8 protein-coding genes are annotated in these 11695 nt (G+C 43.4%); 1 reads left to right on the plus strand and 7 read right to left on the minus strand.

Going from position 1 to position 11695, the window contains the following annotated elements; translation table 11 throughout:
• Nucleotides 1–241: 241 nt before the first annotated feature.
• Entirely contained in the window at nt 242–1423 is a 1182-nt protein-coding gene (locus J3L18_RS18695; RefSeq protein WP_208102414.1) for an asparagine synthetase B, read from the plus strand.
• Nucleotides 1424–1541: 118 nt separating this feature from the next.
• On the opposite strand, the gene J3L18_RS18700 is transcribed toward J3L18_RS18695, so the two are convergent.
• The 7 genes from J3L18_RS18700 to J3L18_RS18730 form a co-directional block, all read right to left on the minus strand.
• Nucleotides 1542–2993 (minus strand): serine hydrolase domain-containing protein, encoded by a 1452-nt coding sequence (locus J3L18_RS18700; RefSeq protein ID WP_311084054.1) that lies wholly within the window; start codon nt 2991–2993, stop codon nt 1542–1544.
• A gap of 371 nt (nt 2994–3364) precedes the next feature.
• Entirely contained in the window at nt 3365–4243 is an 879-nt protein-coding gene (sucD, locus tag J3L18_RS18705) for a succinate--CoA ligase subunit alpha (protein ID WP_090534235.1), read from the minus strand.
• Between the two features lie 204 nt (nt 4244–4447).
• Nucleotides 4448–5077, minus strand: coding sequence for a hypothetical protein (locus J3L18_RS18710; protein ID WP_129568395.1), 630 nt, complete (start codon nt 5075–5077; stop codon nt 4448–4450).
• 460 nt (nt 5078–5537) lie between these two features.
• Nucleotides 5538–6785, minus strand: coding sequence for a C4-dicarboxylate transporter DctA (dctA, locus tag J3L18_RS18715; RefSeq protein WP_129568394.1), 1248 nt, complete (start codon nt 6783–6785; stop codon nt 5538–5540).
• Between the two features lie 133 nt (nt 6786–6918).
• Nucleotides 6919–7695, minus strand: a complete 777-nt coding sequence (locus tag J3L18_RS18720) for a hypothetical protein (RefSeq protein WP_129568393.1) — start codon at nt 7693–7695, stop codon at nt 6919–6921.
• Between the two features lie 336 nt (nt 7696–8031).
• Nucleotides 8032–8832: a hypothetical protein gene (locus J3L18_RS18725; RefSeq protein WP_129568392.1), complete on the minus strand. Its 801-nt coding sequence runs from the start codon at nt 8830–8832 to the stop codon at nt 8032–8034.
• A 319-nt stretch (nt 8833–9151) separates the two neighbouring features.
• Nucleotides 9152–11416: a glycoside hydrolase family 31 protein gene (locus J3L18_RS18730; protein WP_129568391.1), complete on the minus strand. Its 2265-nt coding sequence runs from the start codon at nt 11414–11416 to the stop codon at nt 9152–9154.
• Between the last annotated feature and the right edge of the window lie 279 nt (nt 11417–11695).

The following is an 11695-nucleotide window of genomic DNA, read 5'->3' on the forward strand; positions in this document are numbered from 1 at the left end:
AACAACATGCATAAAGCCAGAAGCCCTTATGTGTTAAAAATGGTTAAAATACATTAGCCCTTTATTCGTTACATTTGATAACCCGGCAGTAAACAAATCAACAAGGATCGTGAATAATTCATCAGGCAATAACTTTTCACCTCTTACATTTCGTCTTTTACTTATAAAGCTAAAGTTCCTTTTACCTTTCGCCTTTTACCTTTTACCTTTAACGTCAAAGGCCGCTTCTATCTTAATCCCTATGGATGATGAGCAAAAAGATCATCTCAAATCGTACGGGATAGCTTTCTGGGTGCTCAAAAACGGCGAAGAAGTCGACTGGCTGCTCAACTATCGTGGTGGCAGTTTCATGATGAAGTACGGCCAAAAAGTTGAGGAAGAGTGCAAGATCCGCGGGGTGAGCTACGAAGTTATTGCCGACGCCAAAGCAAACGAAATTATTACCGAAGTAAGCGATCCATCGGTAAATATGGACCTGGTTAAACTCGAGAAAGCGCCCCGAATGGCGGTTTATTCGCCAAAAAACAAACTGCCCTGGGATGATGCCGTTACCCTCGTTTTAAAATATGCCGAAATTCCGTACGACGTAGTTTACGATGAAGAGGTGATCCACGGCGAACTGCCTAAGTATGATTGGCTGCACCTGCACCACGAGGATTTTACAGGGCAATACAGCAAGTTTTATGGCGCCTTCCGTTACGCGCAATGGTATACCGATGATATCAAAATCCAGGAGGCCATGGCCCATAAACTGGGCTTTAGCAAGGTATCAAAAATGAAGCTGGCCGTAGCCCAAAACATCCGAGATTTTTGCGCAGGCGGCGGCTTCCTGTTTGCCATGTGCTCAGGTACCGATACTTTTGACATTGCACTATCGGCTGCTAATACAGATATCTGCGAACGTATGTTCGACGGTGATGCTGCCGACCAGGACGCGCAATCCAAACTCGATTTTAGTCAAACGTTCGCCTTTCAGAATTTTACGCTGGATATGAACCCCATTTCGCATTCCTTCAGCAATATCGACGTTACCACCACCCGCCAGGTTGATCGTACCCGGGATTTCTTTACGTTGTTTGATTTTTCGGCCAAATGGGATGTTGTGCCGAGCATGCTTACGCAGGATCATGACAAAGTAATAAAAGGTTTTATGGGCTTAACCACGGCCTACAACAAAAGCATGCTCAAACCCGGCGTTACCATTATGGGCGAAATGAAAACCGCCAACGAAGCCCGTTACATTCACGGCGAATACGGCAAAGGCCAATGGACATTTTACGGCGGCCACGACCCTGAAGATTATCAGCACGCTGTAAATGATCCGCCGACAGATTTGAAACTACACCCCAATTCCCCCGGCTACAGGCTGATATTAAACAATGTGCTGTTCCCGGCGGCGAAGAAGAAAAAGCAGAAAACGTGATTTTTTTTGCTGTAAGCAAAATGCTCAAAGCCGAAAGCAACTTGGTAAACCAGTGTAACTATGCAACCCGCCCGCATTTACAACGAGCTTAAATTTAAACGACCGAATTAAGTACAAGCTATTGCACAATGTCAAAATGAAACTCCTGCACCAATGGTGGGTTTTCGGGTGTAAGTGTAAAACTCACTTTGATATTTCCAGTTTCACATTTGATAATAAAATAGCCACGTAATTGATTTTCGGGCACCACATTGCCTGTGCTTATTATTCTGCCTGTTTTTGCAAAAGCTTCAGTTGCGGCTGCTTGAAGTTTATCGGGGAAATAATCCATAAAAAAGTTATCAGCAAAAATGCCGCTTTCTTTAGCCTTGCTCCAATCAGCGATGGCCTTAAGCAGATCATTTTTACGTTGCTCTAATATGGCTGATGCCGGCAATTGCCGTGGTTTTATACCAGAAAGAGCCAGTAAAGTATCCAGAGCCTGGTTATTGGGATAACCAGCACGGGCATAGGTCAGGTTGGCAAATGAAACAACGCCCACACCGTACTCCGGCAAGATATTCCACTGACTGCCGAAACCCGGTAAGCCCCCTGTATGACCAATGTACACGCGGTTATCACAATCCTTTGCCCAACGTAAACCGTAGGCATAGGCACTGACATTGGGGCATGGTCTGCCCGTGGTTGTTTTGGCATTTACAGTTAAATAATTCACATCCCAGGGGTACTGCATTTCCCGGATAGAACTACGTTTTACAGGCAGGGCTTCGACATCATCGCGCGGAGGCCAGGCATCCATATGTACAGCCATGTATTTGCTAAAATCCTCAATAGTGGTGATCAGGCCGCCCATCGCACCGTAAGCCCCGTCATGCAACAAAGGTTGTTCAACCCATTTACCATCGAGCCAGCGGTAACCATGCGCCAGTTTATCTTTGGGCACTTTGGTATATTCCCAATAGGTATGTGTCATACCTAACGGTTTAAGGATATTATCTGTGATGTATTGCTCGTAAGTTTTGCCCGATACTTTTTTGATGATATATCCCAGCGTAGCAAACCCAAGGTTGCTGTACTCATAGCCCTGACCAGGATTATTGGAAAATGAAATGCCTTTTTTGTATAGCGCCAGGAGTTCTTCATCGCTAACTGCAAGTTGCCTGTCGCCCCATGGGTTATCTTCCGGGTAACCTGCTGTATGCGTAAGCAGATGCCTTACGGTTACAGGGACAGCATCTTTGGTCAAATATTTCAACCTCTTCATCTCGGGGATATAAATATAAGCCGGATCATCCAGTTTTAGCTTGCCCTCATCCCTGAGTTTTAGGATAGCCATAGCGGTAAGGCTTTTGGTCATGGAGGCGATCCGAAAATCCGACGATGAATCAGCCTTGATCCTGGCATCAATATCGGTATACCCTAAACCACCGCTGTGCACCAGTTTACCATCAACCACAATGCCATACACCAATCCCGGCCAGTGATTATCTTCAGCATATTTTTTATAAAGCTGATCGATGACAGGGAAAGTAGCCTGGATCTTTTTTAACCTGTCGGGATCAGTAAACATTGCGGGCTTGTAGGGTTGGGCCATAGATGAGTAGCTCGCCGCAGCTAACGAAATGAATAAGACTGACTTAAGTAGATTTTTGACCATATACATAGATACGGAAAAATTGTCTGAATCTGAATTGCAGAATCCTATCGCTTTGAGCTATTTCATCCATTTGAATACTGTTAATAAAATATATCATTGCAAACGCAGCGTGGCTAGGCATAACCGCCCTGTATAGCATGCGATTGCTTCGTCGTTCCTCCTCGCAATGACATGTTTTTTGAGATTTAAGAAGTAATCATCTTAAACTAAAAAATCCCGGCCAAATCATGACCGGGATCTTCAATATTAAAAAGCTTTTCGCTTTCGGCTTTGCGCCTTAAGCATTAAGCTAACTTAGCCAATTCTTCTGCCATGGCAGCGCCAATTTCAGCCGGCGACTCAACCACACGGATACCGCACTCGGCCATGATCTTCATTTTAGCAGCAGCAGTATCATCGGCACCACCTACTATAGCACCCGCGTGGCCCATACGGCGGCCCGGAGGCGCAGTTTGACCTGCGATGAAACCAACTACAGGTTTAGTCCCGTTTGCTTTGATCCAGCGGGCAGCATCAGCTTCCATGTTTCCGCCAATTTCACCAATCATAATGATACCATGAGTTTCCGGATCGTTCATTAATAATTCAACAGCTTCTTTGGTTGGCGTACCAATAATTGGGTCGCCACCGATACCGATAGCTGTAGTGATACCCAAACCGGCTTTAACCACCTGGTCAACCGCTTCATAAGTTAAAGTACCTGATTTTGAAACCACACCAACGTTACCTTTTTTGAAAATAAAGCCCGGCATGATACCAATTTTGCTCTCATCGGCAGTGATGATGCCCGGACAGTTAGGACCAATCAGGCGCGCGTCCTTATCGGTAAGATATTCTTTTACCGCGATCATATCCTTTGTAGGGATACCTTCAGTGATACAAACAATAACCTTAATGCCGGCTTCAGCAGCTTCCATAATGGCATCTGCACCAAAAGCAGGAGGTACAAAAATGATGGATACATCGGCACCGGTTGCAACAACGGCATCTTTAACCGTGTTAAAAACCGGCCTGTCTAAATGGGTCTGACCACCTTTACCTGGTGTAACACCACCAACTAACTGAGTGCCATAAGCAATCATTTGCTCAGCGTGGTATGAACCCTCTTTACCGGTGAAACCTTGTACAATAACTTTTGAATCTTTATTTACGAGTACACTCATTGGTTTTTTCGTTTTAGTACGGCAAAGCTAAAGTTTTTGCCCGAATGTCAAACCCTATTGTAATCTAAATTTATATGTTAACATAAAAGTGACTTTTAAAGGCCGGGGTACGATATTCAGTTGTGTCACGCAAAGGCGCTAAGACTCAAATGTGGTTAGTTTCAGTACAATTGAAGTTTAGCATATCTGCATAAAATTACTTAATTACCTGTCGCTAGTTTCCGTCCATGGATTTGTGAGTATTCCAAAGTTATCCTTAAGCGCCTCTTCGGCCTGCTTTGTTTTAAGAAACCATAAATGATCGGTAGTTTGATCGTCCTTATCTATAAACTCAAGCCATACGGTTTTGCTATTTTCCATGCTGATCCACTTCACTATTACCGGATGATACATAATTGTTGCTTCCTGAACAGCACCATAGCCATCCTCAGTAACCATCACCCTGCCTGCATGTCTGATTTTATAGTGTTCGATAGCTTCTTTATTTAATGCCATTGAACGTATACTAACCTCAGATTTTTTAAATAGATCCAGATAGCAAAAAAACTCTTCAAAGCATTTTTTATCATTATCTGGATTTCGGTTATTGATTTGCCAATACCATCCCCCACCCTCTCCAAAATGTTTCTTTAAATGACCTAAAAGCCAGGTGCTGAAATAAGTAAATCGGGGTAAATTATCTTTTCGTAATTGTTCTTCTCTTGCAGCGATTGTATAACCGGTAACAAAACTATCAAGCGATTGAAACGTATGTTCATTCCCTAAAAACATCGCCCTCCGCAGTTTTAAATGACCAAGCACATCATAAATATCATTCAACAGGTATCCAGACATAAATAGTAGGTAAGTATTATATAAAAATCAATATGGGCGTTGCCTGCGGCCCAGGCTATACGCTCATACGCCTGCAGGCATTACGCTCATTGGCCGGTATCCGTTACTATCCAACGCATTTGTCTGAACCTGGATTCATGCGATTCAATGGATTACAGGATTTAAACAATCAGGACGAGAAATCCCGGAAATCAAAAAAATCCTATAAATCCCGGTTCAGACAAAATCCGAAATCATTACACTGCCATCCTTAACGCGGACAAATACTAATTAAATGCAATCAAAAATTCAACCGCTGTAATTAAAACGAACACCAAAAACGTAGTAAGAAATATAATCCCGGCTTTTTTAAGTTTCACTTTATCGCCAGAAATACCCGGGATAAAATTGATCGCAGTAAATGTCAAACCAGTTAACAATACCAGCACTTTCAAAATTGTTAATAATATATATGTCCGATTTATTCATTCACTCCCCTTTCAGCGGGCTGGGCAACAAACTCCCCTTCACTCTTCGCAATCACAATTGTCGCCACACCATTGCCAATCACATTGGTAATGGCCCGCGCTTCCGACATAAACCTGTCGACCCCTATTAATATCGCCAGCCCTTCAACCGGGATTATTTTGATGGCTGTGAGCGTGCTGGTGAGCACAATAAAACCGCTTCCGGTTACACCTGCTGCTCCTTTGGAAGTGATCATCAGGATCCCGATAATCGTTAACTCCTGCCCTAATGAAAGCGGGATATTAAACACCTGCGCCAGGAATATCACGCACATGGACAAGTAAATCGTAGTGCCATCCAAATTAAAAGAATACCCCGTGGGGATCACCAAACCAACAACCGATTTTGAACAGCCAAACTTCTCCATTTTCTCCATCATAGCAGGTAAAGCAGATTCGGATGAGGATGTACCAAGCACGATCAGGATCTCTTGCCTGATGTATTTCAGATATTCCCAAAGGCTGAACTTAAACAGCCGGCAAATAATATTCAATACCACAAATATGAACAGGAACATGGTCAGATAAACCGAGCCCATCAACAGAGCCAATGGTTTCAGTGTTTGGATGCCATATTTGCTCACCGTAAAGGCCATCCCTGCAAAAGCCCCTATCGGCGCCACCTTCATCACTATCTTCATGATATTAAAAAACACTTTCGAAAGCTTATCAAATAGCTGAATAACCGCTTCGCCACTTTTACCCATCCGGCTTAACCCAAAACCAAACAGTATCGCAAAAAACAGGATCTGCAAAATATCGCCTTCAGCAAAAGCTTTAAACATATTTGAGGGGACTATATGGGCAATAAAATCGCCCCAGTGCATTTCGGCGGCAGCTTTTTCGTAAACGGCTAATTTGCCGGTATCCATTTTTGCAGCATGGTTTTCAAAACCTGCACCAGGCTTAATAATATTGGCTACGGTAACGCCGATGACAAGCGCGAAGGTGGTTACGATCTCGAAATATAACAAAGCTTTACCACCTACCCTGCCCACCTTTTTCATATCGCTCATGCCGGCAATGCCCAGCACAATGGTTAAAAATATGATAGGCGCAATCAGCATGGTGATGAGACTGATGAACGTTTTGCTGATGAGTTCGGCAGTCGGGGCAAAACCTTTAACATATAAGCCGGCCGCTACCCCAAGGGCAATGGCAATAAGTACCTGGAAAGTTAGGTTTGATAAGAGGCGTTTCATGATTGATCCCCCGGCGCCCTAAAGGGGGAGCAACAGGATGAGACGGCAATATAATAAGTTATTGTTTCAGGCACAAAAAAGCCCCGTACCGGAAACCGGCACAGGGCATAATTGATTGATTGAAAGATTGTGATTATGCAGGTGTTGATTTACCGGTTAGTAAATCAATTAAGAAAATTTTATTAAGGAAAGTTAGCTTTGCCTTGTGGTTGCCCAGGAAAACAATGGTGCCGCTATAATCCCAGCCGCCGCCGTTTGTTTTTCCTTCCGAACGGAAAGCAGCTGTGCCGCTGCTGATATCAAACTTATCGTTGCCATGTACATACAGGTTAGTGAACACGTAGGTATTATGCACCCTGCTAAACGTTTTGTATTTGGTGTATTCGTTATCAACATAGGCTTTCATAGGGCCATCAAGCGAGAAGTTTGAGTTATTGGTGTTAAGTCCCCTAACCTTATATTTCTGCACAATATTGTAAACGAATGAATAACCCGGGCCACTGCCTACCGTATTTAATGAATCAACCGAATCGTAACCGACAGTTTTGTTGCCGTCACAAATAAAATAATATTTGGTACCGCCTGTTTTGGTTGCTTTTAAAGTATCACCTTGGTTAAATACTCGATTCAGGCTGGTATCAATATAAAAACCGCAACTATATGTACTCTGTACTTTAAGCTTTGATGAGGCATTGGTTGAGGGGGTAACACCGTCGTTAAGGCTGGCCCCTCCAAATGAACCGGCCAATGATTTTGCCAGGTTATCTGCAATTGCCGAACTGGCTACATTATCGCTTGCTTTTACAGTTGATGGATCAGGTTTTACATTAATTCCTGTTTTTGTACAGGCCGAATAAAGAATAGCCACACCTGTTAATAAAGGTAATACACTGCGTAGATTTAGTTTCATAAACGTATAAGATAAAGTTTAGATCTCTTTGCCTCATTTGGCAATAAGCATACCACCAGGTAAAAAATTCGCAAAAAAAACGGCCGGGATATGTGTTTTTAGGCTCATTTTCCTTTTTTATAAAACAGTTAAAGATTTATACTGCTGATAGCAACGGAACACAAAACACACCCACTACCTGATTTCCCCGCTTCGGGGAAAAATACGTAGAAAATATTACCCGTTTTTTTATCAAATACACAGGTGATAAAAAGCATGCCGTTTTGAAAAACCATAGCATACAAAAAGCCCTGCCTCCTGTTAGGGAGCAGGGCTCTACATATATTTAAAAACGATTTAATTAACTTCGCCGGTCATCAGATCGGCATTATAAACGGTACCGTCGATAGTGATCTTAGCTTTGTGTCCCCCTAAAAATGTTATCGTCCCTTTATAGTTCCAGACATTTTTTCCAATACTTCCTTTACTCGAAAAGGTAGCACTTCCGCTTAAAATAAAATCTGGGTCTTTTGTTGGATCAACAACAATTGATTTAAAATTGTAGTTAAACGTGCCTTCAACATTTGGCTGGTCTGTTGTAGGTTTGGTGTAGTTAACCCTGGCATAATAATTCACAGGGCCATCAAAAGAGTATTGCGCGTGTTCAACACCCGGATTAAGGCTTCTGAGTATCAGGTTTTCACCCATTTTTAAAACCATTGTAAAACCGCTGCCTGCCATAGTCATATTTAAACTATCATTAGCGGTAACCCCTGAAGGCACTCCATTAGTACAGGTAAGCTCATATTTAACCTTAGCCCAGATATCAATTTTTGAGGTATCGCTTTGATCTAAATTAAATGCTATCGTAGTATCCATTTTGGCGCCGCACTGTGGCTGAGGGTCAATAGATTGTACTTTGATCTTACCTTTTTTGTTCAGGGATAGATCGGTTGGCATACTTAAACCGCTCTTAAAATCAAACCCGCCGTTTTCGGGGTTAAAAATGCCAACAAGGCTTTGCGCAATTTGCACACTCGCTTCTTTTTTACTTACTGTACTTTGATTATTAGGCGCCATGTTAAGCTTATGGCACGAAGTGTAAATGGCAGTAATACCGGCAAGCAGCAATACTATAATTTTGTACTTGTGTTTCATGTTTAGGATTTTAATTCCGCGCAAATTTAACTTATTATCAATTAATTAAAGAAATTTTGAAAATATTTAGGAGCAGAAAAACTATAATATTGTTCATACCCATTTTGAACGATGAGTAAGGGCAAAAGGTTAGCCAATGTTTCGTCCACAATTAGCAGACTCCGCTGGAGCCTGCCATTCTTTAAATTTTCTATAACTATCATACCTCTCTGAGGCCGAATGGCAGGCCAGCCTGTTTAGAGCGCCTGAGCCCCTCTCCCGCCGCGTATTACAAACCATAAGACTGGCTCGATCACTGCTCAAAGAAATGAAACAACAATTATAATTTCACTTCAATCTCTCCGCTTTTATTCTCTATTATTTCTTCCTGAAGCTTAACCCCATCAAAACCATGCAAAACAAATTTCAGCTGCGTAAACCTCGATTTAAATGAGCCTTCAACTGATGATAAACTGAGGCTCTTTTCTATGGGATTGAAACTGATAACACGTTTATAATAAACACCCTGCTCATAATCATATGATACGCCATCGTCTTCATAATAAATAAAACTATTTGCTTCCCTGCCGTTCCATACGTGTACCTGCAATATACCGTCGCCTTTTTCATTGGTGCTTTGTACAACACTTTGCATGGGGATAATACCGCCGGCCTTAACAAATACCGGCAAATCTGTTAGCGGCGCCTGAACATTAACAATCTGTTCTCCCTCATAAAACTTATCGCTGCTTAACCTATACCACGAGCCTTTAGGCAGGTAAACATCTTCGGTTAGTTTAGTGCTTTCAACAGGAGCAACCAGCATCGCGTCGCCAAACATAAATTCATTTTGAAAACGCTCATCAAAAACATTCCCGTCAAAACTATGCTCAATGGCTAATGTGCGACTTACCGGCAGGCCGGTTTGGATTGATTGATAAAAGCTGCTGTACAGGTAGGGCAGGAGTTTGTACCGTTGTTCAATGTCCTTCTTAATGATTTGTTCATTACCCTTACCCCATTCCCATGGCTCGCGCATTTTACTGCCTTGTATGGCATGGTTGCGGAACATTGGGGTATATACGCCCAATGAGTTCCAGCGCACCATGAGCTCAGGTGTAGGGTTGCCGCTGAAGCCGCCGATATCAACGCCGACAAAACTCATTCCTGTAATACCCAAACTATTTACCAGCCGTTGTCCTAAAAGCATATGGGCATCGGTGCCGGTATTATCGCCCGTCCACACGGCCGAATAGCGTTGTGTGCCCGAATAAGCCGCGCGGGTAAGTACAAACGGCCGTTTGTTTCCCATGATCTTTCTTGTGCCATCATAAGTGGCGCGGGCCATTTGCATGCCATAGGCATTACGCACTTCCGGCATAAACTTATCTCCAAACTTTACTATCCAGGGGATATTTTGCCCCCAGGCGGCAGGCTCGTTCATATCATTCCAGAAACCTTCAACGCCGGGTTGGGTAAGAGCGGTGAAGGCTGCTCCCCACCATTCGCGTACCTCTTCCCTGAAAAAATCTGGAAAGTGACAGCGGCCCGGCCACACATAGCCGGTATAATTTTCGCCGTCGGGATATTTGCCAAAATAATCCTGCTCAATACCCTCATCGTATTCCTTATAACCTTCTTCTACCTTAATTCCCGGATCAACAATGGTAACCAGCCTAAAGTCCATCGCCTTTAGTTTATCAAGCATTTGCTTGGGCTTAGAGAAAGTTTTTCTGTTCCAGGTGAATATCTTGAAATCGTCCATATAGTCGATATCGCAGTACATTACATCGGCAGGGATCTGTTTTTTGCGGAAGGTTTGGGCGATGTTCAATACTTCATCGGCGCTCATATAACTCCATCGGCATTGCTGATAGCCCAGGCTCCAGAGCGGCGGCATTTCCATCCTGCCGGTAAGCCAGGTATAATCTTCAATTATTTTGGCAACACCTTGTGCCCCGAAAAAGTAGTAATTCAAATCGCCTCCATCGGCACCGAACCAGCTTGTTTCCTCATCTGTGGATGCACCAAAATCGAAGTAGCTTTTGTGAGTGTTGTCAAGAAACAGGCCATAGGTAAGCCCGCTGTGCAATCCTATAAAAAACGGAAAGGTTTTATAAAGCGGATCGGATTCGGGCGTGTGGTTGGGCGCATCGGTATTCCAGTTTACATAGGCCGCGCTACGCCTGTCGAGGTTACCGGTTTTTTCGCCCAGGCCAATAAACCGTTCACCCTCAAACAACCGGCGATAACAGATCACCCGTTCGCCCTGCCAGTTTGTACCAAAGCGGGCGTCATCTTCACTCAGCGAGATACCTGCAGCCGTGAAAAAGTTGAACCTCAAAGGCGATTTTTGAATACTGAGCTTCAAGGCTGGTGTAGTAATATCAATATTGGCCGATGACTCATCAAAATCAAAATCGGCCAGTGGCTGCCTGATTACCGCAAAGGAAGGATCATCCGGGTTAAAATTCTTGCTGATGCTCACCCTGATAATTGTAGGGCTATAGATATAAACCCTTGCTTCGGCTTCGGCGGTTTTAATTGTTAAAATACCATCCTGTTGTTTAAAGCCCTGTACGTTACCTGCAATTTCTAAATTCATGCCTGTGGGGTACCCGGAATAGATAAAGGTACTTAAAGGCAACGTTGTTTGGTTAGGTTGGTTTTGTTAAATGTGAGTTTGAGATAAACGTCAACGGATTTTCCTCTTTTCATTTAACTCTCGCTCGTTTGTAACCATAGGTATTGGGAAGGGGAAAGTTGCTTTGGAAAACAAATAGAAACCATGTCATTGCGAGCGCAGCGCGGCAATCTCGTAGCCAATGCAAGTCCGATCTGTATAGCTACGAGATTGCCACGTCGCTCCAGGGGCTTCTTCCCC

The organism is Mucilaginibacter gossypii (assembly GCF_017569325.2).
In the GTDB taxonomy this organism is placed as follows: domain Bacteria; phylum Bacteroidota; class Bacteroidia; order Sphingobacteriales; family Sphingobacteriaceae; genus Mucilaginibacter; species Mucilaginibacter gossypii.